Raw genomic sequence first — 26335 nt, forward strand, 5'->3', positions numbered from 1 at the left:
CTATGCGGGGCCACCGCCGGGGTTGCGCCACTGGACCCCGTCATGGCCGTCGTCGGCGATGGTCTGGGTCATGACGTTGCCGTCCAGCGGGTAGGTGCCGTGCAGGGTGAAGTACCCGGGGGCGTTCACCAGGGACGCGTCGCACACCGGGTCGCCGTGGATGCAGTACCGGGCGACCGGAATGCCGTTGAACTCCGCCGGCCCGGCGCCGGGGGAAGTGAACCCGGGCAGGCCCACGCCCTTCGGGATCTGGGCGGTGAAGCCGGTGCCGGGCTGCATCGGGTCGGCGTAGAGCATGCCGTTGACCTGCGAGCGCGGGATGTCGGTGGCGCCGTTGGCGATCGTCTGGAGCACCTGGTCCGCGGCCTGCGCGCCCTGGGAGTAGCCGACGACCGTGAGGCGGGCGTCCGGGTGGTCGCGATGGGTGTCCTCGATCTTGGCCAGCAGGTTGTGGTACCCCTGGTTCACGCTGTCGTCGTAGCTCGGCGCGTTCAGGTCCAGTACCCCGCCACGGCCGTTCTCCCACGGTCCGGCACTCGCCGGGTAGCAGACCGGTACCCAACTGCCGGGCTGGAGCTTCTGGTTGGCGGCACGGTAGTTGGTGGTGCACTCGGGCTGGTCCGCGGCGCCCGTCGTACCGCCGATCTCGATGTAGTAGTGGTCGATGGAGTCGGCCTGTGCGACGGCGGGGGCGAAGACGGCCGTACCGACCACCATCGCCGACGTCGTCGCGGCCGTCGCAACAGCCCGTGTCAGCCTGTTCGTTCTCGACATCGGCTGGGGTCCCCCTCGGGTTGTGTCATGCCTGTTGTGTCATGCCTGCGTCGAACGGCATGGACGCTAGCCACGGCCGCTGAAATCGCGATGACAGGGCAATGACTCCGCCGGTGGCGGGGGACCGCATGCGCGCGGACGCCTCCGCCGGGCGTGGTGCGGCCCGGCGGAGGCGTCCGGTGTCCGGTGTCCGGTGTCCGGTGTCCGGTGTCAATTACCGGAGTTGTGTCAGTTCCCGGAGTTGTCGGCGTTGCCGTTGGCGTCCGCCGCATCGACGGCGTGCTGGGCGTCGTCGGCCTTCTTCTGCATCTGCGCGAGCTGGTCCGGTGAGGCGGAGGAATCGCCACTCGCGCCGGAACTGCTGCTCGCGGAGGGGGCCGCCGTACCGGGCGCGGCGGAGGACGAGCACGCGGTGGTGGCCAGCAGCGGCGCCGCGAGCGCGGCCGTCAGCAGTACGGACACCCGTCGACGGCGGTTCATGACGTGGCGCCCGCCGGCTGCTTGGCGCCGCCCTTGTGCGCCGCGCACCAGGTGGCGACGCCCTTCAGGTCGGTCTGCTCCTTCTTGAGGGTCGTCAGGAAACCCTTGCGGGCGGTCAGCCGGTCGCCGAGGAACTTGGCGACGGCCGCGTGGTCGGCCTTCTGGGCGAGATCGATGCGCTGCTCCAGGTACTTGATGGAGCCGGGCATGTTGACCGGGCCCTCGATGCGCTTGATCCGCTTGTCGATGCGCTTCTCCAGCCGGGGCACCCGGACGCACAGCCGCTTCGCCCCGTCGCTCCGGGGGCCCTTGGCGTGCGGGGCAGCCGAGACCGACGTGGTCGGGCTCTTGCTCTCCGCCGCGTACGAGGGTGCCGCGACTGCCGCCGTGGTGAGGACGATGCCCGCGAGAGCCGCGGCCGTCGTCGCCGTGCGACGCTGCATGAGGTGTCTCCCATCTCTGTACTGCATGTCTGGACTGCTGCACCGCCTGCGGTGCCGGGCCGCGATCGCGACGCCCGGTACGCCGTTGCCTGTCGGGCACGGTCCGCACCGCGTGGCAGGGCACCAGCCGCCGCCCGTCCCGGGACTTCCCGCGGCGGACTGCGTAACCGCGAAGGTAGGAACGGTTCTTGTGGTTTCTTTGTGAGTGGTCGCTTTGTGAGTGGTCTCTTTGAGAGTGGGTGGGGTCCGGTGCCGGGGCGGTGCCGGCTCGGTACGTCAGGGACGTGCGGCGGGGGTCTCGTGTCCCTGGGAGGCGGTGTCCGACAGCCAGGATCGGTGCCGCGGCACCGGGGTGCCGCTTCCGTCGGGGCGCGCGAGGGGGAAGGTGACCTCGAAGCGGGCGCCGCGTCCCCCGGGGCCGTCCAGCACGCGCAGCCGGGCGCGGTGCAGATCGGCCTGCTGGGCGACCAGTGTCAGGCCCAGTCCCGACCCCGGACTGTCGGAACGGCGGTGGAAGCGCCGGAAGATCGCCGCCCGCTGCTCCGGGACCACCCCGGGTCCCCGGTCGTCCACGCTGAGCACCGCGGCCGGGGCCCCGTCGTCCTCGGCCGCCCGCAGCCGCACGGCGATCCGGGCCCGGCCGTCCGCGGAGCAGCCGTGCGCCAGGGAGTTGGCGAGCAGGTTGTCCAGCAGCGAGCGGAGCCCCGGCTGCCATCCGTGCACGGTCAGGCCCGGCGCGCTGTCGAGCGTCACCTCGGCCCCGGGGTGGGTGCGGCGCAGGTCGCAGACGGCGGCGTCGGCGAGGTCGGCCAGGTCGACGGGCGCGAACGCGTCGGCCTCGATCAGGTCTCCTTGGGCCAGCGCCCGCAGCATCACCAGCAGCCCCAGCAACCGGGCGTGCCCGCGGCGCAGTTCGTCGACGGTCTCGGCACGGTCGTCGGGGTCGAGGTCCTGGAACGAGTCGAGGATGTCCAGGTTGGTCTGCATGCTCATCAGCGGCGTGCGCAGTTCGTGGGACGCGGCGGCGGAGAACGAACGGGCCGTGGCCAGCGCCTCGGCGGTGCGGACGGCCTGTTCGTCGTAGCGGGCGAGGAACGTCTGGAGGGTGTGCGCGAGTTCGTCGACCTCGGTGATCCGGGTCGGGGTGTGCTCCAGGCGGGCGGAGCTGGTGCGCGGGTCGAGACCGCTGGTGCGCTGCTGGAGGCGCCGCAGCGGCCGGGCCGCGCCGGCCGCCAGCAGCCAGGCGGTGGCCGCCGAGACGGGTGCGGCGAGCAGTGCGACGGTCAACACCCGGTTGCGTACGAGTTGGATCTGCGCCTGGCTCGCGGCCTCCGGGGAGAACATCCACAGCGTCCCGTGCACCGCGGGCTGGCCGGTGGTCACCGCCACGGTCAGGGCGCGCCAGGTCTTTCCGGGCCCGCCGACCGTGACCGGGTGTGCGGCGCGGGCCGGCAGGTGCACGGACGGGCCGGGCTGCGGGCCGTCCGTGACCATGGCGGTGCCGTCCGGGCCGATCAGGCGGATGCCCATATCCAACGCCGCGGTGGCCAGTTTGCGCCGGTGCGCGTGCTCGCCCCGTGGCCGGCCCCGGGAATCGGCGAGCAGCACGCCGCGCGCCGCCGTCGCGACGCTGCGGGCCCGTGCGTCGAGCCGCTGGTCGGCCTGGGCGAGCAGATCCCTGCCGACCAGGCCCACCAGCACCCAGCCCGAGGCCGCCACCAGCAGGGGCACCACGGCCCCGACCACGATCGCGATGCGGGTGGACAGCCTCATGCGCGCCGCTCCCCCTCGCCGCTGTGGTCGTCGCGCAGGACGAAGCCGACGCCGCGCACCGTGTGCACGATCCTGGGCCGTCCACCGGCTTCCAGCTTGCGACGCAGATAGCTGACGAAGGTGTCGACCGCATCGGTGCGGACCTCGAAGTCGTAGCCCCACACCCGGTCCAGCAACTGGTCACGGCTCAGGACCAGTCCGGCATTACGGGCCAGCACGTCGAGCAGCTCGAATTCGCGCCGGGTCAGCTCCACGGGCCGGCCGTCGAGACGGGCGGTGCGCGCCGCTGCGTCGATCACCAGACCGCCGACCCGTACCGCGTCGGTGGCGGCCGGCGGGCGCCGGCGCAGCAGCGCGTGCAGCCGCAGCACCAGTTCGTCTAGGGCGAAGGGCTTGACGAGGTAGTCGTCTCCGCCGGCCTGGAGACCGGCCACCCGGTCGGCCACTTCGTCCAACGCGGACAGCATCAGGACCGGTATGTCGTTCCCGTCCGTCCGGAGGTGCCGGCAGACCGCTATGCCGTCGAGATCGGGCATCGAGACGTCCAGCACCACGACGTCCGGTGCCGTTTCCGCCACCTTGGCCAGGGCGCTGCGACCCCCGTCCGCCAGGTCGACGGTGAAGCCGTTCAACCGCAGTCCGCGCCCCAGAGACCGCCGGATCGCGGCGTCGTCGTCCACCAGCAGCACCCGCCCACAGCCGGCCGTCACACCCATGCCCACCTCATCCTCATCTGACTCGTCCACGACGAGCGAGATGATGCACCAGTGCCCTGTGCCCGGAGCCGGGGACGTCGCACCGCGTCACCGTTCGGCGCGATGCGGGTGGTGGCCGGGCGCCCGGCGATCACGCGAGTGCCGCCGGACGACGCCGTGCAGTGGTGGCAGGCGGGAGGGATGGGTGCGAGCGCGGCCGTGCGGGCCGGCGACACCGGTGCGGGTACAGGTGCGGGTGCAGGTGCGGGTCTTTCGCCATCGGCGGCGCGCGAACGCCACCCCGCTCAGGCCGACTTGTCAGGCAGGCGTGGGCCCCTCTGTCGCGTATGGGCCGACTTGTCACGCATGCGCGCGACCGATCCTTCGTCACCGATGCTTCGTCTACGAGCCGCACAGCCTGCGTGTACGAGCTGCACAACGTTTGTGTACGAGCTGCACGAAGTGGGCGGTCAGTGCTGCGGGTGAGGATGCATGTGGAACAGGGACCACCGCTGCTTGGGGGCAGTGCCCTTGGTGAGGCGGCCGGCCTCGACGCGCAGCTGGATCGCGTGGAACACCTCCACCAGCCCCAGCACGATGGCCATGATGCCCGCTACCAGGGTGAGTACGGCGATCGAGCCGAACGGCGCGACGATCAGCACGATGCCCGCGAACAGGGTGATGATTCCCAGGAACAGCTGCCAACCACGAGCGGGCATGCCGGGAGACGAACCCGCGGCGGCCGTCATCATGACGCCGCGCAGCAGCCAGCCGAAGCCGATCCAGAGGGCGAGCAGCAGGATCGATTGCAACGTGCCCCGGAAACTGACGAGCCCGAGCAGTACGCAGAGCGCACCCGTGATGAAGTGCAGTGCCCGCAGATGCCCGGGAACGTGCGCGCCGAAGGCCGCGGCCAGTTGGAAGACACCGGTGACCACCAGGTAGACGCCGAAGGCCACGCCAACGACATGCAGCGTCTCCCCCGGCCACGCCAGGATGACCACACCCAGCGCGATCGATGCCAGGCCGATGGTGACCAGAGCCTGCCAGCCGAGGTTCGCCAGGGCGCCCAGGGCTGTACTCCCCGGGGAGGCACCTTCGGACTGGGCTTCAGGGGGCGGGCCGTTGCCCGGGGATTCGGAGGGGAAGGTCATACCGACCACCTCTTCCATGGAACCGCAGGGTCGGATCAGGACACTTCCATCGTCACCCATCCACCCCTGTCCCGCATTCGTCCCCGTCCTGCTCGTATTCGTCCCTGTTCTGCTCGGGAAGGGCGAGGTCCGGCTCTTGTTTCCCCTGGTTCCTCTCTATGCCTCCTGTTTATTCGGCCTGTTTATTCCTCCTGATTCCTCCTGATTCCTCCTGATTTCTCTTGATCCGCTTCAGGTCGTCTTCCCCCTCGCCTCCTTCCCCTTGACCTCCTTCCCCTTGACCTCCTTCAGCTTGATCCCGTTCAGCACGTAACGGGAAGCACCGACTGTGATCGACGGCACCACCGTCCGTGACCAACCCCACGCGACGGTGCTTCAGCTCGGCGCTCGGCCCCTTCTCCGCTCGTGGGGTCCGTTCTCGGTTCGTGGCATCCGTCCACCGTCGGCCTCACGGAAGCCGGCGCAGTTCCCCGGGTTTTCCGGCACCGGCGCCGGCCGGGAGCTCGGTGAGCAAGCAGCTCCGCCCCTGAGGTCCGGGGGCAGTTGGGGGACGTCGAGCTCCGCGTCCGCGCAGGCGTCCGCCGCCAGGACCCGGCGCCACCGGCATGGGAGACCACGGCGACCGGCCCGCCCGCGGGCCGCGGCCGGGAGTGCAACAGCGCCGCGGTGTCCAGGAGTTCCTCCCTCGGACGACTCTCACTCCGAGCCGCGGCATCCTCAGGGTGCTGTCGTCCGCCCGCACCGTGCAGGGGCCGTCCGGCCCCGTCTCCCGCCACCCGACCCCGTCGGACCGACCGGACCACCGGCAACAGGCCCGCGCGCCGGCAGCAGACACGGGTGGTCGGAGCCGCCGCCCCGATGGGGATCTGTCTCGGCGGGCGATGCAGGGGCCCCTGCTCAGGCGGTTGCCCGAGCAGGGGCCCCTGTGATGCCGGACCGGTCGGCTCGGCCTCAGCCGTCCTTGGGGAAGGCGATGGTTGTCACCGTTTTGCCGTCGTGCTTGTAGACGAGCTTGGGCGTGGCGTCGGCCTGTGCCGCGGGCTTGGGGAAGGCCAGCGTGAAGGTCCCGTTCGGGTCCATCCGGCTCTGTATGGGGCCGCGCTTGTTCAAGTTCAGCTTGCCCGTGACGCCGTGCTCGGGATCCTGGATCGTGGCGGTGTCGGTGTTGCCGTCCAGCCTGACGGTCTCCCCACTGTCGACCTTGACCGTCTTGACGTGCTCGGTGGGCATGGCGGACGCCGCACCCACCGGCAGGGCAACCGCTGCGCCGGTCACCGCGACGGCGAGGGCGGCGCGCAGTGCGTTGCGCTTCGAGCGCCAGGAGGAAGGCAGGGTCCGTGTCTGCATGATGACTCCTTTGAAAAGGCGTGTGTTGGGGCGTCCGAGACACCCCGGACCTGTCTGGTCCGGGCGCTGCACGGCGCCCATGACCGAGACACTAGGAAGCCTGTGTTGCGACCGTCCCGAGGCCGTGTATCAGCCCCTTGTCGATCGTCGATCGGGCCGGACACAGTCCCTGGCGAGCGGGCCTGACCAGGGGCGTTGCGCCGCGCAGGACGTTTTCCTGCTCCGGCCGGCGCGCCTGACGATGCGTCACAACGTCACCACACCGTGCGGCCGTTGACATGTCGCCGGCAACCGATCGGGCGCCGACTGCCCTAGGCTCCCGGCCATGCGCGCACACCTGCATCAGATCGTCGTGGACTGCCATGAGCCGAAGGCACTGGTCCGGTTCTGGGCCCAGCTGCTGGGTGGGGAGCCGGTCGACCGAGCCCGCGACTGGTCGCACGTCGAGCTGCCCGGGTTCGCACGGCTCGCCTTCCAACCGGTGCCCGAGGGCAAGGCCGTGAAGAACCGGCTCCACCTCGATGTTGCCGTCGACGACATCGAGACCGCCGCCACCACGGCGGTGGGCCTGGGCGCCGTTCGGGTCGGCGAGACGGTCACCGACGACCAGGGGTCCTTCCAGGCCATGCGCGATCCGGAAGGCAACGAGTTCTGCTTCGTCAGCGACTGACCGCCCCGGTTGTCGGCCTCGCGCCTACCGAGTCGTCACGGCGCCACTTATGCCCGGCAGGTCGAACAGGAGTCGGCCTCCCGCCCCATGGGCTGGAACCCGTCGCGGAGGAGGCCGTGCGGGGCGCGGTCAGTTGTCGCCCTCTGACCCGTGCTCTTCCTTCCTCGGGGATGTCGTCCCGGGCTGGTCGTCCGGGCCCGGTGGGAGCTGAAGTTCGGCGATGGCTCCACCGTCGGGGGCGTTGGAGAAGCGGAGGCTGGCGCCGAGGACGTGGGCCTGCCCGGTGGCGATCGTCAGGCCCAGGCCGTGTCCGGTCCGCTTGCCGGCTGCCGAACCGCCGGATTGACTGCGGAACCGCTGCGGCCCCTGGTCGAGGAGGTACGAGGGGTAGCCATCACCGTGGTCCCGCACGGTGATGACGTGGGCATCGACGGTGACCGTCACGGGTGCGCGTCCGTGTTTGTGGGCATTGGCGACGAGATTGCCCAGCACCCGCTCCAGCCTGCGCCGGTCGGTCTCCACACAGACATCCCGCACGACGCGGACCTCGGTCGTCGTTCCGGTGGCCCGCACCGCACGTTCGGCAAGTGGCCCCAGTTGGTGGACGTCCAGGTCGGCCCGCTCCGCCTGCGCGTCGAGCCGGGAGATCTCCAGCAGATCCTCGGTGAGCTGAAGCAGGGTCTGGACGCGGTTACGCACCAGGTCGGTGGGGCGGCCCGGCGGCAGCAGTTCGGCCGCGGCGTGGAGTCCGGCGAGGGGCGTACGCAGTTCGTGGGAGACGTCGGCGGTGAAGCGCTGTTCGGTGTGGAGCTTGGCCTGCAGGCTGGCCGCCATCGCGTCCAGTGCGCCGGCCACCGCGGCGGCCTCGTCCTTGGCGCGGTCGGGGTCCAGGGCGCGCGGGTCGTTCACCCGGGCGTCGAGATCGCCGGTGCTGATGCGCCGGGCCACCTGGGCGGTGCGGTGCAGGCGGCGGGTGATGCGGGAGACCGAGATCAGTCCGGCGCCCAGGGTGATGCCGATAGCGGCGGCGGACGAGCCCGTGATGGCCTGGTCCAGGCCGCTCAGGGCGGCTGCCTGGGTGCTGTAGTCCAGTCCCACCGCCAGTACCTTGCCGCCGGTGACGGGGGCGGTGGCCCACATCGTCGGGTGGCCCTGGTGATCGGCGAGCTGGGTGCCACGCTCATCGTGCTTCACGGTCATCTCGCGCAGCGCGGCGGGGAGGTCCGGCGGGTCGACCGAGACATTGCGTCCCAGGGGTCCCCCGGCGCTGTATGCGGCCACCGCCTGGTCCAGTTCCGCCAGGGCCGCACCGCGCGCACGATCCTGGGTCTGCCGGTCGACCAGGACATGCACCAGGATGCCGAGCACCACGGCGAGCAGGCAGCACATGAGGGTGATGAAGACGGCGGACTTCCAGTAGAGCGTCGCCGTCCAGGCGGGCAGCAGTCGCGGCTGCGACCGGGACGCGCTCATGGCCTACGGCCCGGGGAGGCGGTGGCGGCCGGGGACTGCCAGTCGTACTCGGTGGCCTGCATCTCCATGACCTGGCTGTGGCGGTTCCACCCGAAGACGGTGCGGATCTCGTAGCCGGGGGTCTGTGTGGGTTCACGCATGATCAGCTTGCCCTCGGTCACGTCCACGGCCAGCGGGGTCCCCGCGGTGTTCAGGATCCGGTTCACCACTCCGCCCTTGAGCATGTAGACCCAGATCGCCACGGTGTGGTCCTCGGCCTCGATACCGACGATCAGGTCCTCCTTACCGTCGCCGGTCAGATCCTGGTACTCGGGAGTCCGCACGGGACAGGTCTTCGGCCGGTCGGGGCAGGCGCGGATCCTGTCCTCGGTCTTCTTGTCGAAGGCCGGCGCCCGGCGGCGGTCATCCGCGTCGAGCTGCGCCTTCAGGACGGCGGACACGGACACCTTCCGGATGTCCCCGGACGGCACCCGGGGCACCGCAGGCAGGGGCATCGGTGTGCTGTCCACCCCCGCTCCCGGTTCGGGAGAGGGCCGCGGCGCGGGCGGACGCTTCGGCCACAGCCGCACCGGGCCGGAGACGGGAGAAGCATGCCCCGCGGGCTGGGGCTTCCCCGCCGCACACCCGCCCACCAAAGCGGCCGCGCCCACCGCCGCGGTCGCGAGCGCCGCCACCCGTACGGCACGGGACGAGGGCCGGCTGCTGGTCACCGGCACGGCGCTGCTCTCACAGGGCACAGAACGGGAACGGGAACGGAAGGCACCAAACATGTTCTCCACGTCGCTTTTGCGGCGATCGGAAGGCTCCGCAACCGTAACCCATCCAAACCCGTCCATCACCGAATGATCACCCACCGGCCCCCGGAGACCATCGCGCCGCACGCGCAGCCGCACGCCGTCGACGTGGAGACATCGCAGCTGACCAGGCAATTCCTCTCCCTTTACATCCCGATCGGACCCGAATCGATCACCACCCCGCGCGCCATCACCCGACGGCCTCGCCGACCCCGCAATCCGGCACAGCAAAGCCGACCAAAGCGTGCACATCGCAGATGAAGACGCCTCTTATAGCCGACCGGCCCGGCTGGACGGTGTACCCTCCCGCGCGAGCGGTGGCCCACGTCGCCGATGGCCGCCGCACCGGTCGCCCTCCCCAGCGCCCAACCACCTCCCATGACACGAACTCGTCACGTCGCCGCCAACCATGCCCCTGCCGGTCGGCGAGGGACCGACGCGCACAGGCTCGGCACCGCGCTACCCAGACCATGTCGGCAGGTCGTTGGGTCGTGAGGTCGTGAGGATCCGGGAGAGGTCGTTAGGATCCAGGACTGGTTCCACGCTGTCCGATGAGTTGGGGGTCACCGCCGGATGCTGACGCGTCTGCGCATCGAGAGCATGGTCAAGATCGCCGATCGGACCCAATTCCTCTGGGACCGGAAAGTCGCGCTCGCGTTGGACTGTTTCATCTGCCGTCGCGCCCACCGGTCGCATTTCCTGGAGGCGGATGAGTCCGCCGGCCGTTGCGCGTCGGGGCAACGAGCGGGAGAGGAGACGCCGGAGGGCGTGTTCAGCTTCAGCGACACGTCATTGACGCATCCGACGTCGGCCCGGATCGCGGGCTTCAACTCGTCGGCGTACCGCGCTACCGGGCACCGCCAGGCGCAGCTGCTGCGTTGCGACGTCGACCACTGGTGGGCGCCCTTCGATGACCTGGTGACCGGTAGACCGGGCCGTCGCCTGTCGGCGCATCCATGGGTGCGGCTGTCCTTCAACACCGGATGCCGGGACTGCTTCGACAAGGGCGACCGGGACGCCCTGAGCAAGCCCGGGCGACAGGGATTCCAGACCAATCAGGTCTACCCGGTGGTGTGTTCATGCCCCGGCTGCGGGCGTGCCCTCGCCACGGTGGAGTCCGCCCCCGCGGTCACACTCGTGTCCGCTCCGGGCTGAGACGGTGAGGTGAGCGGGCGACAGCGGGAACCCGCGAACCGGAGCAAGACGGGCCTGGCAAGGCCCAGTTCGCCGGAGTCTGCTGGTCTCCCGGGCGGAGGCGATCCGGCGCGGAGGCGATCCGGCGCCGGGCCGCGGCCACCCCGTACCGCGGCGTTCTGCGACGTTCGCGATCGAGAGGCCGATATTGGCACCTTTATGACGCGAATTGCACAGCGGAACGATTTCGTCCCCTCCTACGATGCTGCCGGCTGGCGACGCCAGTCATCAGGGGAGGGAGACATCCATGCGCACGATGATCCGTCGCACCGCCGCGATCGCGATCGCGGGCCTGACGCTGACCGCGGTGGCAGCGGGTACGGCCGCGGCCACGCCGGCCGGCGACCCGTGGGCCGGCTGCCCGTACGGTGCGGTCTGCATCTATCCGCAGGGCCAGGACCCCGCCGCCACTCCGACCGACGTCTTCTGGAGCTACGGGGCGCACAATCTGTCCAACCAGTACGGCTGGCACTGGGTCCTGAACAACCAGTCGGACGGCGCCCATGCGCACCTGTGCACGGAGTACAACGGCGGCGGCTGCAACTACGACATGGCGGCGCAGAACGGCGTCTGGGCCGACCTGACACCCGTCAACTCGATTACCCTCGACCGGCCCTGAGGAGATTGCCACCCGCCCGGGAACCAACACGCCTTCAGCCGCCCGGTGTTCCGCGTTCCGGGCGGCTGAAGGCAGGTGACGGGTCGGAGAACGGCGGGATGTGCCCCTGCGTCACGCCCCGCCGGGAGTGGCCGGTGCCTCCGTGGCCGTTTCGCGGGGCTGTCCGAGCAGGCGGGTACGGAAGAGGTCGAGCACACCGTCCAACGCCTCGCGGGTCGGCTGGCCGGGTTCGTCGATGAGGTGCTCGGTCAGTACGGAGTGCGGGGCCAGTGCGGCGGCCGGGTTCGCGGTGGCGTCGTCCAGTTCGACGGCGATGAAGGCGTCACCGAGTTCGCGGCGCAGGAACGCGAACCGGTCGCCCGGTACGAGCCGGTCCCCGCGGAACCTCAGCCCCATCACCTCAAGCCCGTCGCGCTCGCAGCGGCCCCGTACGACGGCGAGGTCCTCGGCGGAGATATCGATACGACCGGCGCGGCTCTTGGTGACCGGCAGTGGCAGGGACGGCTGGGACAGGACGGGGGCGAGCAGCCGGTCGTCGGTCGCCATGGCCAGGGCGAAGCCGCCGGTGAAACACATGCCGACGGCCCCCACACCGGGGCCGCCGCACCGCTGGTGCTCGTTCGCGGCCAGGGCTCGCAGCCAGGTCACCACCGGTGAGGTCCTCCCGGTGGCCAGCGCGGTGAATTCGCGGCTCACGCACACCTTCCGCATCGAGGCGGCGATATAACGCCCGCTCTTCAGCCACCCGTTGGCCGGGTCGGGATCGCGGCCCGGCTCGCCGAAGAGCACCGGGAGCACGGCGGTGCAGCCGATCGCGGCCACTCGTTCCGCGAACGCCAGCACCTTGGGCGTGATGCCCGGAATCTCCGCCAGCACGATCACCGCGGGCCCCGTGCCGCGCCGCAGAATCCGGCGGGTGATGCCGTCGTGCGTGAAGTGCTCGCGGTCGAAGCCGCTCAGGTCGTGATCTGCCATGAGTTACCGCCGTCCTGGTCCGGTACCGCTGGGGGGCTGATCGGCAGCCGCGTACCGGTCCGGGGACCTGCCCGGTCCGGCGCACGGCACCACGAGGCTACCCGCCGGTTGCCTTGCACCGACGGTCCGTCTGAGTCCGGGGCCGGGGTGGCACGCCCCGGTCCCGTCACTCAGCGAACCTGCTGACCATGACCAGCAGGTTCCGCTCGCTGTTCCCCTCGCCGTTCCCCTCGCTGTGCCGGAGCCAGGCGCCGCGCTCTCCCCGTGCGCCGTTGCCCGGGTAGGTGCCGTCGACAGCGGCGATCCCGTCCCGCGTTCCGCCGCCACCCGGCAACCCGGGCGGCTCGACCCACCCTCGAACACCACGCCACGCCCCCGGAGTTCGGACGCCGACTGCTCGATGTCGTCGACCTCCCGGGTGGCATGCATTCCGGCTCACGGGCGGACGAGTACCTTCAGTGCTTCGCGATCCGCCATCGCGCGGTAGCCGTCCGGAACTTCCTCCAGGCCGACGGTGCGGTCGAATACCCGGCCGGGCTCGATGGTTCCGTCGAGGACGTCCGGCAGCAGCTCCTCGATGTAAGCGCGCGCCGGGGCAACGCCTCCGGTAAGGGTGATGTTGCGCATCAGCATGTCGAAGCCGATCGGGCCCTGTGCTTACTGGGGGACGCCGACCCGGCTCAGCACACCGCCGTCGCGGACCGCGCCGAAACCCGTCTCCAGCGCCTGGAGGGTGCCGACGCACTCCAGCACCGCATGCGTACCGTCGCCGCGGGTCAGCTCCCGGACCCGTTCGACGCCCTCCGGCCCGCGCTCGGCGATCACGTCGGTGGCGCCGAAGTCCCGGCCGAGGTCCGTGCGGTCGGTGTGCCGCCCCATGAGCAGGATCCGCTCGGCGCCCAGCCGCCTGGCGGCCAGCACCGCCGACAGGCCGACGGCGCCGTCGCCGATGACCGTCACGGTCGTACGCGGCCCGACGCCGGCCTGTACCGCGCTGTGGTGACCGGTGCTGAGGACGTCGGACAGGGTGAGCAGGGAGGGCAGCAGCGCGGAGTCCTCGGCGACCGGCAGTTTGACCAGCGTGCCCGCCGCCTGCGGCACCCGCACCGCCTCGCCCTGGCCACCGTCCACACCGTCGCAGCCGTAACGGCCACCGTGCCGGCAGGAGGTGTGCAGGCCCTGGGCGCAGAAGTCGCAGGTGTTGTCGGCCCAGAAGAACGGTGCGACCACGACATCGCCGCTCCGGAGCCCGGCCACGTCCCGGCCGGTGTCCTCCACGACACCGAGGAATTCATGGCCCATGAGCCGGCCCTGCTGCGCGGCCGGCATCGATCCGTAGGGCCACAGGTCGCTGCCGCAGATGCAGGAGAGCAGGACGCGTACGACGGCGTCGGTGGGCTCCTGCACCTTCGGGTCGGGGACGTCCTCGACCCGCACGTCGCCGGCGCCGTAGAGGATGGTTGCCCGCATGGGATATCTCCGATCGTGAGGTGCACATCCGGTGTTCCGGTGTTCCGGATGCGGTGTTTCGGGAAGGCCGTCCCGGCCCTGGACGGGCGCGCTCCCGGCGGCACCGGGTGTCGGTGCTCCCGGACGGTGACCGGTCGCAGCGCCGGGCTCACCGGGGACGGGGCCTACGGGCATCCACCCTCGTCACCGCCGCTCGTGCGCGGCAGACCGCGCCGTGCCGGGGACCCTCGTTCCGGGGTGTGACAGGGCCCCCCACACCGACGCCGGCCACGTCCCGGGGCTGCCAGACTGAGCGGCATGGCACATGAGCAGCGCAGCGGCAGTGGCGGCACCGAGCTGGGGCGCTTTCTGCGCGCCCGCCGTACCCAGGTGACCCCCGCCGAGGTCGGCCTCACGGTCGGTCCGGGACTGCGCCGCACGCCCGGACTGCGCCGCGAGGAGCTGGCCACCCTCGCCGGGGTGAGCATCGACTACTACACCCGCCTGGAGCGCGGCAAGGAGACCCGCCCCAGCCCGGCGGTCGTCGACGCCCTCGCCCGCGCGCTCCACCTGGAGCAGGACGAGCACGACCACCTGCGCGACCTCGCCGCGCGCGCCGCCCGCTACGCCCCCGAACTCCCGGCCACGCCCAGCCGTACCGTGCGCCCCGGTGTCCAGCTGCTGCTGGAGAGGCTGCGCCCCAACCCCGCCTACGTGGTCAGCCGCACCAACGACCTGCTGGCCCACAATCCCGGCGGGCTGCAACTGTTCGCCGGGATCGAGAGCTGGCCGGCCAAGCAGCGCAACATCGCGCGCTACCTCTTCCTGCACCCCGCCGCCCGCGAACTCTTCGACGACCGGGAACACCACATCCGCGGCTGCGTGGCCCGCCTCCGCGCCCTGGCCGGCACCGACCCGGACGCCCCCGACCTCGCCCACCTCGTCGGCGAACTCCTGCTCAAGAGCCCGGAGTTCGCCCGGCTGTGGGAACGCTACGAGGTGAAGGCGCGCGCCTACGGCCAGAAGACCTTCCACCACCCCCAGGTCGGCACCCTCACCCTCGGTTTCCAGTCCATGCAGCTGGAAGGCACCCCCGGCCAGCGGCTCAACGCGTACCACGCCGACCCCGGCACCCCCGACTACGACGCGATGGTGCTGCTCGACATGCTCACCCCCGGCCGCCCGGTCCGAAGTCGGGTCGAGGGCACGAGCATTGACACCGCATCAGAAACAGGCAGCGAATAGAGCGGGAAGGGCACCCATCAGCGGGTGGTGTAGCCGCCGTTGATGAAGATCGTCTGGCCGTTGAGCCACCAGCCGTCGGTGAGCAGGAACAGCACATGGGGCGCGATGTCCTCGATCTTGGTCAGTTCACCGTTCATGGACGAGGACTTGTGGTACGCGATGGAGTCATCGGTCTCGGCCGGGTAGAAGAACGAGGTGTCCATGGGGCCCGGGGCAATGTTGTTGACGCTGATGTTGCGGCCGAAGAGTTCCTTGGACAGCGCCCGGGTGAAGTGCTCCACGGGCGCCTTGCTGCCGGCGTAGACGGAGTACAGGCCGGTGTAGGCGGCCAGCAGTGAGGTGACCACGGTGATGATCGCGCCGTCCCGCTCGATGCGCTTGGCGGCCTCGCGCATCATGAAGAAGGCGGCCTTGGAGTTCACCGCGAACATCCGCTCGTACTCCGCCTCCGAGGTCTCGGTCATCGGCTTCTTGATCACCATGCCCGCGGTGTTCACGCTCGCGTCCACCCGCCCGAAGGCCTCCACCGCGGCATCGAAGAGCCCCTCCACCCCGGCCACCCGCGTCAGGTCGGCCTGGTGCGTCACCGCGTCACCGCCCGCCTGCTTCACCGCCACGGCCGTCTCCTCCGCGCCGGCGACCGACGAGTCGCTGTTGTAGTGCACGACCACCTTCGCGCCGCGCGCACCGAGTTCGCGGCTGATCAGGCCGCCCAGGTTCCGGGACGCCCCGCCGACCACGACGACCTTGTCCTTGAGCGTACGAGCGGGCATGACACTCTCCTCACCAGCCGATGTCCGTTCCCCGCGCGTGCGTGACGGCACACCCGCACCCGCACGCCCCAGGCCCTGCCCCCAGCAAGAGCGACGCGCAGCCACCCCGACGCTAAGCAGGCGGCCCGGTGATCGCATCCGCAGCCCGTCATCCCGGTGACCGGGGGCGACGCCGCACACCGCCCGGGGGGGTGCGAGCAGCAGAACGTCGTGGAGCGCGGCGCGCTCCCCCGGGCGGATCTCGCCGACCTTGCGGTAGCCCCACGCCCGGTAGGCGGCCTGCGCCGCGGTGTTCTGCGGATGGGCGTCGAGCAGCACCGGCGTGGCCGCGATGCCGCCGAGCAGTGCCGTATGCAGACGGGAGGCGAGGCCGTGCCCGCGCCACGGGCCGCGTACCGCGAGTTCCCTGAGGACGAAGGTGCGGTGGCCGTCGTCGTGGCGCAGGTCGTCGGGTACGGGCTCGGTGAGGCGGTCCCAGCGGCGCGCGTCGGGGCCGGGAGGAGAGCCGTAGGCGATGCCGACCGGAGTGCCGTCCGGGGTGCGGGCCAGGGCGGCACGGAAGGCGGGTGTGCGGGTCAGGCGGCGGAAGTGGCGGAAGGCGGCGGCGACACCGTCCTCGGTTTCGTGGTAGGGCGGATCGGCGAACACCTCGGCGTACACCAGCCGGAACGCGGCCTCGGCCCGTGCTGCGGCCGGACCGTCCAGGCGCTCGACGGCAACGGGTCCGTGCGTCATGTGGCCCCCTCGGAGGGTCTGGTGGAAGCGGTCGCAGCATGCCGCATGGGGGCGGTCGGCGGGCACGGTGGACGTGCCGGGTCATACGCCCAGGGACTCGGCGACTCGGGAGGTGTGGTGGTCGGCGTCGCCGAAGGCCGTGTTGCGGGCGGCCGAACTCCCCGCGGGGTGGGACCGGTTCGCGACCGCGGGTTCATGCCGTTCGGGATCGGTTCCGCCCGGCAGCCGCTGTCCGACGAGTGCGGCGTCACCGTCGCCGCCGTCGCAGGTGGTGAGGGTGTAGCCGCGCCCCCAGGCGGTGTGGATCTCCAGCCGCAGCGGGGTGATCCGGCGGCGGATGCGCATGATGTGGAGGTCGAGCGCGTTACGGCTGGCGTGCCGGTTGTCCTGACACAGCCGCTTCCGGAGGGATTCGCGCGGCACCACCTCGCCGAAGTTGACGGTCAGCAGCCGGACCAGTTCCGCCTCGGTCGGCGAGACGGTCACGGTGCGGGAGCCGCGGCGGATGACGCCGTTCGGTTCGACCTGCGGGGCGCAGTGGCCCACGTTCCGGGCCTGCAGCGTGGCGATCCGGGCCTGCATGTCCTCGTTCCTGGTGGGCAGCCGTATCCAGTCCTCGCGGAGGTCGGCGGACACGGGTGCGTCGGTGCCGTCGTCGATGACCAGCAGCCGCAGGTGCCCGGATCGGCGGTACCACTCTTACCCACCTCGACCTGGCCGTCGTCGCCGCGCAGCACCGCGTGCGGCCATACGGACGCACGGGCGGCGACGCGCACATCGCCGATCACCGTCGCGTCGGGGTGGACATAGGCATCGGGGTGGATCTGTGGCTCCAGATCGCCCAAGGCATAGATGGGCATGCCGAAACGCTCCTTTCGGTCGGGGGGAGTTGAGCGCACGAGGAAGCGGACAGGGGGGTGGGGACGGCGGGACGGGGCGCGTCAGTCGTAGATCCGGTAGACGACCTCGGCGACACATGCCGGTTTGGGGCGGCCGGCGACTTCGACGGTGGCGTACACGAGCATCTCCATGCCGCCGCCGCGGACTTCGGTGACCGCGCCGACCTCGGCGTGCAGCCGCACCCGGGCGCCGACCGGCAGCGGGCCGGGCAGCCGGAGCCGGTTGACTCCGTAGATGACGTTCATCCGGATCTCCCGGAACTCCAGCAGCCGGTCGACGAGCGTGCCCACCAGGCCCAGGGTGTGGAACCCGTCCGCGACGGGTCCGCCCAGCGGGGCATCGCCGCCGTCCTCGCCGGCGGGGTGGGGGTGCCCGTGGGTGGCATGGGCGAAGGCCGCCACATGCTCCCGGTCGACCGGCACCCACGGCGTACGCCCCAGGTCCGTACCCGCGAGGCCGGCGAGCTCGGCGAGACCGTGCACCGTGGTCGTCATCGGGTCTCCCGTTCCGCGCCAAGCTGAGTTGATAACGCGTCAGAAACTGCTGGCGGCACGCCTGGTGGGCCTGCGGGGGCGGTACGGGGTTCGGGCAGCCGCCAGGCCAGGGCGGCCGGTACGAGCAGCACGCCGATCAGGGTGGCGAGCACGGCGCGCACGCCCCAGGCGTCGGCCAGCATGCCGAAGAGCGGGGAGAGCAGACCGCCCGCGGACAGGGTCACACCGAGCGTCAGCCCGCTCGCCGTGCCGACGCGGGTGGGCAGGTAGTCCTGCGCGAGGGTGACCTGAGCGGCGAACGGCACGAAGAGGACGGTGCCGTAGACGAAGGTGCACACGAGCACTCCGGCGATGTCCGGCATCAGCACGACGCCGGTGACCGCGAGGACGGAGACCAGGTAGCCGTAACGCAGGGCGGTGCGGCGGCCCCACCGCTCGGCGCTCCAGCCACCCGCCAACGTGCCGACGACGCCGCCCGCGGTGAACGCGGTGAGGGTCGCAGAACCGGTGGCCGCCGAGACCCCGAAGCGGCTGATCACGTACAGCGCGGCGAGCGACCCCATCACGACGTACGGAATCGACCAGAACACCGAGATGACCGACAGCGCACCGAAGGCCCGCCAGTCGTCCCGCCGCTCGACCGGCGGCTCCGCACTCTCAGCTCCCGTACTTTCAGCGGGTGTTACCGCCTCCACCTGCCAGGCACGGCGGATCAGCAGGCAGACCAGACCCATCGCGGCGGCGGGCAGGGCGAGCAGCCAGGTGCCGGAGATGCCGGCGGTGTTGATGACGACGGCCACGTAGAGCGGGGCGACGGCGACGCCGATGTTGCCGCCGACGGCGAAGACGCTCATCGACTGGGTGTCGCCACCGCCCAGGGTGCGCGCAGCCATCGCGCCCGCGGGATGGTAGGCCGCCAGACCGACTCCCGCCAGGGCGACCGCGAACCAGGTCCACACGTACGCGTCGCCCACGCCGGACAGGCCCACACCGACCCCCGCGGTGACCATGCCGGCCGGGACCAGCCAACTCAACGGCCGACGGTCGGCCAGCAGTCCGACCAGCGGCTGTATCAGACTGGACAGGCCGGTGGCGGCCAGCGTGATCCCGGTGATCAGGGTGTAGCTGTATCCGCGCCCGGCCTGGAGGAAGGGCAGCAACGCGGGGATCGCGCCCTGGTACATGTCGTTGACCCCGTGGGTCACGGTGAGCAGGCCGAGGTCTTTCTTGTTCTTCACACGTCGCCCCGTTGGTTGGTGGTGGGTGTCCGGTCTCGGCTCATCGCCGCGTCAGGCCCGCTCTCCCGGGCCGGCCACGTCGTACGGCTCGCCTCTGGCCACGACGAGGCGTACGGCGCGCAGAGCCGACAGATCGGCGCGCGGATCGCCGTCGACGACCAGGAGGTCCGCGTCGAGCCCCGGTGCGATCCGGCCGGTGGTGGCGGCCAGGCCCAGGGCGCGGGCGGAGGCGGCGGTGGCGAGTTCGATGACGCGCTCGGCGGGGAAGCCGAGCCAGGTGTAGAGCTCCAGCATGCCGACGTAGTCGTCGAAGGCGGCCTGCGGGATGCCCGCGTCGGTGCCGGTCAGCAAGGGCACACCGAGGCCGTCGAGCCAGCTGAGCCGGTCGTAGAAGGCACGGGTGGCGGCCGGGCCGTCCCGCTCCAGCCTGGTCCGCCAGTCGTGGCCGCACAGCGAGCCGCAGACCGCGATCCCCTGGTGCGCCATGGCCGCGGCGACGTCGGTGCGGCGGTCGACACCGTCCGGGCCGGCCAGCCACAGGCAGTGCTCGACGGTGCCCACTCCGGCGGCCACCGCGGACGCGATGGACCGCGCACCGTGGGCGTGGGCGGCGACCGGAAGCCCGTACCGGCGCGCCTCGTCGACGGCCGCGGCGAGTTGCGCGGTGGAGAACTGGGACTCCCACATCGCCGCCCCGCCCTCGGTGATGTGCCCGCCGCTGGCCATCACCTTGATGACGTCGGCCCCGGCCTCCGCATTGCGCCGCACCATCGCCCGCAGTGCGGCCTCGTCGGCCACCTCGCCCCCGAGGAACCAGCAGTGGCCGCCCGGCGGGGTCAGCGGTGACCCGGCGGCGAGAATGCGGGGGCCGCGCACCCGGCCGGCGGTGACGGCCGCGCGCAGCCGTATCGCGGCGGCCTCCCGGTCCCCGAGGTCGCGAACCGTGGTCACGCCGCACGCCAGCAGTTGTTCCGCGCGCCGGGCCATGGCCTCCAGGAGGGTGGGCGGATCGCTCTCCAGCAGCGCTCGGTAGGGTTCCGGGCCGGCGTCGAAGCTCAGGTGCACATGGCCGTCGATCAGGCCCGGCAGCAGCGTCGCGCCGGGGTGGTCCCGGCGGGCCGCGGACGGCGAGGTCTGCGCCAGCACCTCCTCGCGCGGGCCGGCCGCGGCGATCCTCCCGTCCTCGACCAGGACGGCCGCGTCCGTGGTGTGTTCCCCGACGGGTCCGTACAGCAGCGCGCCCACCGTGATCAGCATGTGCGCTCTCCGGTCAGCGCGTGGGCCGCGGAACCGTCGTGCGATACGGCACGCCCCGGACGACCGGCCGCCGGGCGGGACGCGGCGCCTGCGGGAGCGTCCACGGCGCGCGCCAGGCGGACGAGCAGTTCGTCGAGCAGGGCCGCCGAGGTGGCGAAGTTGACGCGCACGAAGCCGTCGCCGCCCGGTCCGAAGCCGGGCCCGGGCCCCAGGTCGACGGCGCCACGCTCACGGAAGCGGGTCGCCGGGTCCGCGCCCCAGCCCAGCGCCCGGCAGTCGAGCCAGGCGAGATAGGAGCCCTCGGGCGGGTGGTGGCCGATCTGCGGCAGCCGCGCGGCCAGGCCGGCGGCGAGCCGGTCGCGGTTGCCGGTCAGCCGCCGCCGGACGGCCGTCAGCCAGGCGTCCCCCTCCGTCCACGCCAGCAACGAGGCGTGCACGCCAAGGGCGTTGGCGGCGCCGTACAACTCGACGGGCTGTTCGTCCAGCGCCCTGCGCAGCCGGGCCGGTCCCAGGTGGCCCACCGCGCAGCGGACCCCGGCGAGGTTGAACGCCTTGGTCGCCGAGGTGAGGGTGACCGTGCGCCGCTCGATCTCGGGGCCCAGGGAGGCGAACGGGGTGTGGCGGTGCGGGGCGTGGGTCAGGTCGGCGTGGATCTCGTCGGAGATGACGAGCAGGTCGTGGCGTTCGGCGAGTTCGGCGAGTTCCCCGAGCTCGGCCCGGTCGAACACCCGGCCCGTGGGGTTGTGCGGGTTGACCAGCACCAGCGCCCGGCAGCCGTGCTCCACCACGTCCCGGGCGAGCCTGCCGGGGTCCCAGGTCCGGCCACGGGGGCCGTCGCGTAAGGGAATCGGGACCAGCCGGCGGTTCAGCCGGGCCAGGCCGTCACGGAACGGACCGTAGAGGGGGGTGTGCACGGCGACCGCGTCACCGGGCTCGGTGCCGAGATGGAGTGCGAGGTGTACGCCCTGGGTGACGGTCGCGAACTCCCTTGCCCAGGAGGGCTGCGGGTGCCAGTCGTAACGTTTCGCCATGCGCGCGGCGAAGACGTCTCTCAGGGGGCTGCCGTCCGGCCAGTACGGATAGCCGAGGGCGCCGTGGGCGAGGCGGCGCCGCAGCCCCTCGCGTATCGGCTCCGCCACCGGGAAGTCCATCTCGGCCAGCCCGGCGGGCAGCACGCCGGCGGCCGTCTGCCGCCACTTCTTCGTCCCGATGCCGGAGCGGAGCATGTCCGGGTCCACATCGTCGACGGGGTCCAACTCGGCTAAGTCGGCCGGCGAATCGGCCGCGCCGATCTCGCTCGCATGCATGGTGTCCTCCCCCGGTCCGCGCCCGTTGGGCGCGGGACAGCAGCGCGGCAGGTGACCGCGCCGGTTGTGCGGGTTGCCCCCTCAGGGCCCCGATCGAACTCCGTAGGTCATGAGCTGTAGGGATTTCGCGTGCACCGGTCGTCGCGGACGCTAATCGAATGCCCCGGGTCAACACTGGAAATCTTGCGGAAATCTGTCAAGAGCGAACAGGACTTTGGCTCCTGACGCCCCGAAAGACCAACCGGCACCTCGGCCGTTCACCGGCCCCCGACGCCGCACCTCTTTCAACTCACCCAACATCAAGGGAGTTTGGCGAACCCGGCAGCAACCACCCCACCAGCAGCGGCCATTGCCTGGACACCACTCCTTGTGCACGCCGATACGACGGCCAACCCGGAATACCGACACATGCACTTCCCGCGAACCGTTCGATGACGAAGCGTGCGCGCGGGAATACGGATCCGTATGCGAGAGATCACACGACCCGCACGTCAGCCGGTTCCGCCCTCGGCACCGGAGTCCGACCGAATATCGCCGTCGCGGAAAATCCGGTCCAGATGGTGGCGCACCACCGCGACCGCGGACTCCGGGCTGCGCTGGCCGACCAGAATGGCGGTGCCCAGCCCGGCCGAGAGGGCGAGCAGACCGATCGCCTCCGTCCGCGTGTCGACGTCGGGCGCGATGAGCCGCGCCTCCTGCGCCTGCCGGAGGAGGCCGGCCACGGCGTCCTCGGCGGCATCGGGGTTCGCGATGAAGGGCTGGGCGGCGAGCGCCTCGTCCGTGACGGACAGCACCGCGTACGAGGTGTGGACGAGGTGGAAGGTCCGGCTCTCCTCGTCGGTGGGCAGCGACTCCAGCAGCAGCGCCTCGATCACCGCGCGCGGGCCGGGGTCGTCCCCGGCGGCCCGGACCCGGGCGGCGGCGCGCGCGCCGAACCCGGCGGCCAGATGCTCCAGTCCGTACAGGAGCAGCTTCTCCTTGGTTTGGAAGTAGTACTGCACCAGCCGGAGGGAGACGCCCGCTTCGGCCGCCACGTCGCGCATCCCGACACTGTGCAGTCCGCGTCGCCCGGCGACCCGGACGAGCGCCTCGGCGATCTCGGTACGCCGTTCCTCATGGTCCACACGCTTCGGCATCTGCCGTGTCTCCGCCCTTGCTCTTCCGGCCAGTTGACCCGTCGGTGCCGGCGGTCCGCCGGTACCGACGCATCTTCATGATACGCCGGTACCACCATCATGGTACGGTCGTATCACGAAAGAAGGATCTCTGATGGATCTCTCCGGAGGTGTCACGCATGCCCGAGACCACGACCCGCGAGCGCGGACGGGCCGACGTCGGCCGCTATGTGAACGAGACCCTGCGCGACCGGTACTTCAGCGCCTGCGACGCGGTCTACGCGCTGGGTCCGGCCCCGCGCGCGGAGCGGGAGGTGGAGACCCGCTTCGGGACCACGCACGTCTACGAGTACGGCCCCACGGAGCCCGGGAACGCATCCCGGACCCCGGTGGTACTCATCCACGGCTCGGGCTCCAACTCGTCGATGTGGTACCCGAATGTCGCCGCCCTCAGCGCACGGCGCACGGTCTACGCGCTCGACACCCCGGGCGATCCCGGGCGCAGCGTCCACCGCGAGCCGATGCACCGTCCCGAACTCGCCGCACAGTGGATGGACGAGGCCCTCGCCGCCCTCGGACTCGACCGGGTCCACCTCATCGGGTCCTCCTACGGCGGATGGCTCGCCCTGAACCAGGCGCACCAACGCCCCGGCAGACTGGCCTCGGTGACTCTGCTCGACCCCGGCGGCCTGGAGAAGGTGGGACTCCGGTTCTTCGCCTGGATCTTCGTCAGCCTGTTCGCGACCTTCGCGCCGAAGCCGCTGCGCCGGCACCTGGCCGCCTGGCTGGACCAACCGGTCCTGATCGTACCGGAGTTGCGCGCGATGATCCACCTCGGCGTCCGCGCGTTCCGCATCCGCCGGCCGGCGCCGCTCCCGCTGACCGACGACGAGATGCGCACCATCCGCACCCCGCTCTACCTCCTGATGGGCAAGCGCAGCCTGATCTTGCACCCCAAGCGGCAGTTGGTACGCGTGCCGTCCCTGGTGCCCGGCGCCCGCGTCGAGATCCTCTCCGGCACCGGCCACGGTCCGCAGATCGACCACGCCGAGGTGGCCAACGGCCGGATGCTGGACTTCGTGGACTCCATCGACTGAACACGGGCGCGGAACCGCGCCGCGTCGTCGGCGCCACCGTGCACGACGCGGCGCCACCGCGCCCGCACCAACCCGGTCGGCCCCGTGCATCCTTACGACCGCGGGCAGCGGACCGACCGACGGCCCCTCAGGGACGCGGGGGCTACTCCGCGCCGCCTCCGCCGCCGCCCTTACGGCGGGCGCGCCCCTGGCCGTCGCCCGTGGCGAACGCCGCCACCAGGCTGGCGCCGCGCGCCGCCAGCAGCCGCCGTCGCTCCCAGCGCGACCGCGGCCGGACGCTTACCCGAGTGCCCTGCTGCGCGAGTGCCAGAGCGGTCAGACGCCGGCCGGCCTGGGCAAGGTCGGCCAGGATGCGCTCTCGGTGACGCTCGTTGCGCGCACCGCGCAACGCGGCGCACAGGCCCTCGATCTCCGCCACGGCCGCCCCGACCCGCAGGTTTGCGCTTCCCGTCGCCGTCATCCCGCACCGCGCCACCTACAGCCTCCTTTATATGGACAGTCACCCAGCGCACAACACTTGCCCATATGCGCAATACCGCAACCCTTCTGCGTCGGCTTTCCGCGAGGCTTCACCGCATGCCCGCCGGAGACGCCGACCGGCGGCGGATGCTCCGCGCCTTCGCCGGCGAAGGGGCCGCGCCCGGCAGCATCGACAACCTCCTGGAGCGCGACGAGTTCGACCTGGTCGCCGTCGGCCGCGCCCTGCTCCAGGACGCGCAGTGGGCGGCGAAGGTCCTGGGCAACCGCTTCGAGGAGCTCCAGCCCTACGGCGCGGCGGCGCCGAAGACGCTGAGCTGAGCGGCTCCGCCGGTATCACCGGCAGCCCGGTCCGGCTGACGCGACCGGCCCGGCCCCGTCGAACCGTCCGTGCGGCTGCGGTTCGGCGGTGAACGGGGGCGTGACCGCGGGCACGGCGCAGCACCGCCCCCACCCGCCCCGCGCCCTACCGGACGTCAGGTCCCACCGACACGCCGCACAACTCGGCCGCGGTGCGCCAGAGTTCTTCCTCGCGGCCCTCGTCGTAGGACTCGTCGGAGGACCGGTCCACCATGTGGCGGTCGATGTAGGCGCCGGTGGGGCCCGGGCGGGGGCCTGCCGCGGCTTCGGCGAGCAGGCGGCCGGCCCGGGCGGGGCTCAGGGCGAGCGGGGTGGCGGTCAGCGCGTGCAGGAAGGTGCGGGAGAGGAGCTGGACGGCCGGGCCGGCGTCACGGACCAGGCCGGTGCCGGGGACGTAGCCGGGGTTGAAGGTGTAGGCGTCGATGCCTTCGGGCAGTCGGCGGGCCAGTGCGTGAACGAGGTAGAGCACGGCGAGCTTGCTGGTGGAGTAGGCCGTGCGGCCCTCGGCGGCGGTGTCCGCCCGCTTCCCGTGGTGGGGTGCGGCGAGGGCCTGGACGCTTTCCCAACGGGGTGCGGGGACCACGCCCATGTTGTGGCGGAGGTCCCCGAAGTGCGTGTCACTGCCGACCACGACGATGCGGCTGGGGGCGGTGAACTGCTCCCACAGCAGGCGGATGAGAAGCCAGTTGGCGAGGACGTTGACCGAGAAGGTCAGCTCGACGCCGTCGGCGTCGGTGCGGGTCCGGGTGGTCAGCTGGAGGCCGGCGTTGCCCACGAAGCCGCACAGCGGCGGCAGGTCACCCGCGGCCAGGCGGCCGGCGACCTCGTCGGCGGCGGCCCGGATGCATTCCCGCGCCGCCAGATTGCAGCAGACCGCGGACACGTGGGGATTGCCGGTGGCCTCGGCGAGCTCGGCGGCGAGCCGGTTGCCGCTGGTTCCGCGGGACGTCACCAGCAGATGGAGGTCCGGGTTCGTCCGCAGCAGATGCTCGGCGGCGGTTCTGCCCAGGCCACGACTCGCCCCGGTCATCAGCAGAGTGCGCGTTGCCATGGTGTCTCCGGTACGTCAATCCATCGGGGGCACTGCGTACCGTAAGGGATTGCATCGTTCCGGTCGACGGTGCTTTCGCGTTGTTGTGATAGGGGTGCCAACACGTTCCGGCCGCCGTCGTCGCGGGAGGTCGAGCGGGAGGTCAACCGGTGCCGCGCAGGCACTCTCGCTGCCGTGACGGCGCTGTGCGGCCGGGCCGCTGTCCTGTCGGCGCGGCAGGACAGGCGGCCCGGCCCGTGCCCTCACGCCTCGCGCCCGGCCCCCAACAGACGCTCCACAGCGGCCAGTTCCACGCACAGGGCGAGCCCTTCCAGCGCGTCGCCGAGCTCCGCCAGTCCGGGGTAGCTGGGGGCGAGGCGGATGTTGCGGTCCCGCGGGTCCGTTCCGTACGGGAAGGTGGCGCCGGCGGGCGGGGGCGCGATACCCGCCGCACCGGCCCGCTCCAC

General features: G+C 71.7%; 24 protein-coding genes and 4 pseudogenes. 6 read left to right on the forward strand and 22 right to left on the reverse strand.

What is annotated here, in order from left to right:
- The 7 genes from RZ84_RS03720 to RZ84_RS03750 all read right to left on the reverse strand — a co-directional run bounded on the left by RZ84_RS03720 (nt 1) and on the right by RZ84_RS03750 (nt 6666).
- Nucleotides 1-717, reverse strand: a complete 717-nt coding sequence (locus tag RZ84_RS03720) for a cutinase family protein (protein WP_241777551.1) — start codon at nt 715-717, stop codon at nt 1-3.
- 285 nt (nt 718-1002) lie between these two features.
- Nucleotides 1003-1254, reverse strand: a complete 252-nt coding sequence (locus RZ84_RS03725) for a hypothetical protein (RefSeq protein ID WP_157878760.1) — start codon at nt 1252-1254, stop codon at nt 1003-1005.
- Nucleotides 1251-1697 carry a hypothetical protein gene (locus RZ84_RS03730; RefSeq protein ID WP_043263080.1) on the reverse strand — a complete coding sequence of 149 codons (447 nt, stop codon included), beginning with the start codon at nt 1695-1697 and terminating at the stop codon, nt 1251-1253. Before RZ84_RS03730 ends, RZ84_RS03725 begins: the two co-directional genes overlap by 4 nt.
- A 276-nt stretch (nt 1698-1973) precedes the next feature.
- Entirely contained in the window at nt 1974-3470 is a 1497-nt protein-coding gene (locus tag RZ84_RS03735) for a sensor histidine kinase (protein WP_052229760.1), read from the reverse strand.
- Nucleotides 3467-4186, reverse strand: coding sequence for a response regulator transcription factor (locus RZ84_RS03740; protein ID WP_043263081.1), 720 nt, complete (start codon nt 4184-4186; stop codon nt 3467-3469). Before RZ84_RS03740 ends, RZ84_RS03735 begins: the two co-directional genes overlap by 4 nt.
- A gap of 449 nt (nt 4187-4635) precedes the next feature.
- On the reverse strand, nt 4636-5319 hold the full coding sequence (locus RZ84_RS03745; RefSeq protein WP_043269062.1) for an HdeD family acid-resistance protein: 684 nt from the start codon (nt 5317-5319) through the stop codon (nt 4636-4638).
- A 951-nt stretch (nt 5320-6270) separates the two neighbouring features.
- On the reverse strand, nt 6271-6666 hold the full coding sequence (locus RZ84_RS03750; RefSeq protein WP_043263082.1) for a hypothetical protein: 396 nt from the start codon (nt 6664-6666) through the stop codon (nt 6271-6273).
- A gap of 325 nt (nt 6667-6991) precedes the next feature.
- Between RZ84_RS03750 and RZ84_RS03755 the strand changes: the two genes are divergently transcribed.
- Nucleotides 6992-7336: a VOC family protein gene (locus tag RZ84_RS03755; protein ID WP_043263083.1), complete on the forward strand. Its 345-nt coding sequence runs from the start codon at nt 6992-6994 to the stop codon at nt 7334-7336.
- Nucleotides 7337-7465: 129 nt separating this feature from the next.
- On the opposite strand, the gene RZ84_RS03760 is transcribed toward RZ84_RS03755, so the two are convergent.
- Nucleotides 7466-8809, reverse strand: a complete 1344-nt coding sequence (locus RZ84_RS03760; protein WP_052229761.1) for a sensor histidine kinase — start codon at nt 8807-8809, stop codon at nt 7466-7468.
- Nucleotides 8806-9249: an FG-GAP repeat protein gene (locus tag RZ84_RS03765; RefSeq protein ID WP_241777552.1), complete on the reverse strand. Its 444-nt coding sequence runs from the start codon at nt 9247-9249 to the stop codon at nt 8806-8808. The genes RZ84_RS03760 and RZ84_RS03765 overlap by 4 nt, the downstream gene beginning before the upstream one ends.
- A 954-nt stretch (nt 9250-10203) precedes the next feature.
- Between RZ84_RS03765 and RZ84_RS03775 the strand changes: the two genes are divergently transcribed.
- Both RZ84_RS03775 and RZ84_RS03780 read left to right on the forward strand, forming a co-directional pair.
- A complete protein-coding gene (locus RZ84_RS03775; protein WP_157878761.1) occupies nt 10204-10758 on the forward strand; it encodes a hypothetical protein in 555 nt (184 codons plus the stop codon).
- A gap of 286 nt (nt 10759-11044) precedes the next feature.
- Nucleotides 11045-11416, forward strand: a complete 372-nt coding sequence (locus RZ84_RS03780) for a hypothetical protein (RefSeq protein ID WP_052229762.1) — start codon at nt 11045-11047, stop codon at nt 11414-11416.
- A 111-nt stretch (nt 11417-11527) separates the two neighbouring features.
- Here the strand turns inward: RZ84_RS03780 and RZ84_RS03785 are convergent, their stop codons facing one another.
- The gene (locus tag RZ84_RS03785; protein WP_043263087.1) at nt 11528-12391 is read right to left on the reverse strand and encodes a dienelactone hydrolase family protein; all 864 of its coding nucleotides are present in this window, start codon (nt 12389-12391) and stop codon (nt 11528-11530) included.
- A 435-nt stretch (nt 12392-12826) separates the two neighbouring features.
- Nucleotides 12827-13861: pseudogene (locus RZ84_RS03795) on the reverse strand (zinc-dependent alcohol dehydrogenase family protein).
- Nucleotides 13862-14158: 297 nt separating this feature from the next.
- On the opposite strand from RZ84_RS03795, the gene RZ84_RS03800 reads away from it, so the two are divergent.
- Nucleotides 14159-15085: a helix-turn-helix transcriptional regulator gene (locus RZ84_RS03800; RefSeq protein WP_052229763.1), complete on the forward strand. Its 927-nt coding sequence runs from the start codon at nt 14159-14161 to the stop codon at nt 15083-15085.
- A 17-nt stretch (nt 15086-15102) separates the two neighbouring features.
- Here the strand turns inward: RZ84_RS03800 and RZ84_RS03805 are convergent, their stop codons facing one another.
- The 8 genes and pseudogenes from RZ84_RS03805 to RZ84_RS03835 all read right to left on the reverse strand — a co-directional run bounded on the left by RZ84_RS03805 (nt 15103) and on the right by RZ84_RS03835 (nt 22925).
- Complete coding sequence (locus RZ84_RS03805) at nt 15103-15858, reverse strand: SDR family oxidoreductase (RefSeq protein WP_043269067.1); 756 nt, start codon at nt 15856-15858, stop codon at nt 15103-15105.
- Nucleotides 15859-16125: 267 nt separating this feature from the next.
- Nucleotides 16126-16593 (reverse strand): annotated as a pseudogene (locus tag RZ84_RS39515) (GNAT family N-acetyltransferase); the annotation flags it as partial.
- Between the two features lie 81 nt (nt 16594-16674).
- On the reverse strand, nt 16675-17229 hold the full coding sequence (locus tag RZ84_RS03810; protein WP_063772656.1) for a winged helix-turn-helix domain-containing protein: 555 nt from the start codon (nt 17227-17229) through the stop codon (nt 16675-16677).
- A gap of 305 nt (nt 17230-17534) precedes the next feature.
- Nucleotides 17535-17987 carry a MaoC/PaaZ C-terminal domain-containing protein gene (locus RZ84_RS03815; RefSeq protein WP_043263088.1) on the reverse strand — a complete coding sequence of 151 codons (453 nt, stop codon included), beginning with the start codon at nt 17985-17987 and terminating at the stop codon, nt 17535-17537.
- On the reverse strand, nt 17984-19225 hold the full coding sequence (locus tag RZ84_RS03820; protein ID WP_063772657.1) for an MFS transporter: 1242 nt from the start codon (nt 19223-19225) through the stop codon (nt 17984-17986). Before RZ84_RS03820 ends, RZ84_RS03815 begins: the two co-directional genes overlap by 4 nt.
- A gap of 51 nt (nt 19226-19276) precedes the next feature.
- The gene (locus tag RZ84_RS03825) at nt 19277-20482 is read right to left on the reverse strand and encodes an amidohydrolase family protein (protein WP_043263089.1); all 1206 of its coding nucleotides are present in this window, start codon (nt 20480-20482) and stop codon (nt 19277-19279) included.
- Nucleotides 20476-21789, reverse strand: coding sequence for a MalY/PatB family protein (locus RZ84_RS03830; RefSeq protein WP_063772658.1), 1314 nt, complete (start codon nt 21787-21789; stop codon nt 20476-20478). The genes RZ84_RS03825 and RZ84_RS03830 overlap by 7 nt, the downstream gene beginning before the upstream one ends.
- A 491-nt stretch (nt 21790-22280) precedes the next feature.
- Nucleotides 22281-22925 carry a TetR/AcrR family transcriptional regulator gene (locus RZ84_RS03835; protein WP_052229764.1) on the reverse strand — a complete coding sequence of 215 codons (645 nt, stop codon included), beginning with the start codon at nt 22923-22925 and terminating at the stop codon, nt 22281-22283.
- Between the two features lie 158 nt (nt 22926-23083).
- Here RZ84_RS03835 and RZ84_RS03840 point away from each other — a divergent pair, with 158 nt between their 5' ends.
- The gene (locus RZ84_RS03840; RefSeq protein WP_043263090.1) at nt 23084-24001 is read left to right on the forward strand and encodes an alpha/beta fold hydrolase; all 918 of its coding nucleotides are present in this window, start codon (nt 23084-23086) and stop codon (nt 23999-24001) included.
- Nucleotides 24002-24143: 142 nt separating this feature from the next.
- On the opposite strand, the gene RZ84_RS03845 is transcribed toward RZ84_RS03840, so the two are convergent.
- The gene (locus RZ84_RS03845) at nt 24144-24476 is read right to left on the reverse strand and encodes a hypothetical protein (RefSeq protein ID WP_241777553.1); all 333 of its coding nucleotides are present in this window, start codon (nt 24474-24476) and stop codon (nt 24144-24146) included.
- A gap of 134 nt (nt 24477-24610) precedes the next feature.
- On the opposite strand from RZ84_RS03845, the pseudogene RZ84_RS03850 reads away from it, so the two are divergent.
- A pseudogene (locus tag RZ84_RS03850) lies at nt 24611-24799 on the forward strand (12-oxophytodienoate reductase); the annotation flags it as partial.
- Nucleotides 24800-24944: 145 nt separating this feature from the next.
- Here RZ84_RS03850 and RZ84_RS03855 read toward each other — a convergent pair.
- Nucleotides 24945-25889, reverse strand: a complete 945-nt coding sequence (locus RZ84_RS03855) for an SDR family NAD(P)-dependent oxidoreductase (RefSeq protein WP_043263093.1) — start codon at nt 25887-25889, stop codon at nt 24945-24947.
- Between the two features lie 242 nt (nt 25890-26131).
- Nucleotides 26132-26335 (reverse strand): annotated as a pseudogene (locus tag RZ84_RS40520) (aminotransferase); the annotation flags it as partial.

The sequence above is a fragment of the Streptomyces sp. CT34 genome, assembly GCF_000805335.1.
In the GTDB taxonomy this organism is placed as follows: Bacteria; Actinomycetota; Actinomycetes; order Streptomycetales; family Streptomycetaceae; genus Streptomyces.